1 pseudogene is annotated in these 1,123 nt (G+C 64.7%); it reads right to left on the reverse strand.

Going from position 1 to position 1,123, the window contains the following annotated elements:
• Positions 1-118 precede the first annotated feature (118 nt).
• Positions 119-976: pseudogene (locus J8J14_RS24775) on the reverse strand (IS3 family transposase); the annotation flags it as partial.
• Positions 977-1,123 lie beyond the last annotated feature (147 nt).

Genomic DNA, 1,123 nt, shown 5'->3' on the forward strand with positions numbered 1-1,123 from the left:
ACCGCGGCGAAGCGGGTCGGCAGGCAGAGCATGGCGGCGTCTCTTGGCGGGGACGCATCCACCCTAGCCGGTCAGCCCGCTCCGCCGCCTCTCCTCAGCTCAAATGGCCAAAGTCGAGCTAAGCTACGTGCGGGACCAGTTGGTTCTCGAACTCATTGGGTGATCGGTAGCCAAGTGCGGAGTGTAGTCGCCTGGCGTTGTAGACCTCCTCGATGAACCTCGGCAAACGCTCCGTGACATCCTGGAACGTCTCGTAGCCGCTGATGTAGACCTCCTCGACCTTCAGCGTCTTCATGAAGCTCTCGGCCTGCGCATTGTGGTACGGATTGCCGACGGAACTCATCGAGCCCTGGAGCCCGGCTTCCGCCAGGGCCCGGCGGTAGGTCTCACTGGCGTACTGACACCCGCGGTCGGTATGGAAGATGCACCCGGCCGGAGGGTGGCGGCTCTGCACGGCCGATCTCAGGGCAGCCAGGGCCAGGGGGGTGTCGATCCTGCGCGAGATGGCATAGCCGACCACCTTGCGGCTGCAGGCGTCCAGGATAGCGACCAGGTAGCAGAACCCTGAGGCGATCCGGATGTAGGTGAAGTCGCCCACCCACACCCGGTTCGGCTGTGCCGGGATGATGTTCTGGTACAGGTTGGGGAAGACCGGGCTGTCGTGCCTGCTGTCGGTGGTGCGCACATGGTGCCGCCGTGGCTTGATCCCCATGCCCTTCGTCCGCATCACCCGGGCGATGCGTTTGTGGTTGATGAGGTGTCCCCGTCGCCTGAGCTCCTGCGTAACCCTGCGGTAGCCGTAACCGGGCAGCTCATCCTGAATGGCGCCGATGAGCTCCTCCAGCTCGCTATCCGTCAACGCGACAGAGCGTTCCTGGGCCTGGTAGTAGTAGCTGCTACGCGACAACCCGATCACTTGGCACCCCCGTCGGATGGAGCAGGCCTGGGGCCGGTGATGATCGATGAGGTCTCGCTGTCGCTGACGAGGCGCAGGCGCGGCGTTTTTTTCTAGGCCGGCAAAGCTGGCTGGCGTTGTGCGTTAGCAGGGTGGTCGGTTGACGAGCTCTGGAGGCGCGGGATGGCCAGGCTGCTGGCACGGGCGCAACCCGGACGTGAGCGGGTG

It is taken from the genome of Pararoseomonas baculiformis (genome assembly GCF_017813395.1).
Taxonomy (GTDB): Bacteria; Pseudomonadota; Alphaproteobacteria; order Acetobacterales; family Acetobacteraceae; genus Roseomonas; species Roseomonas baculiformis.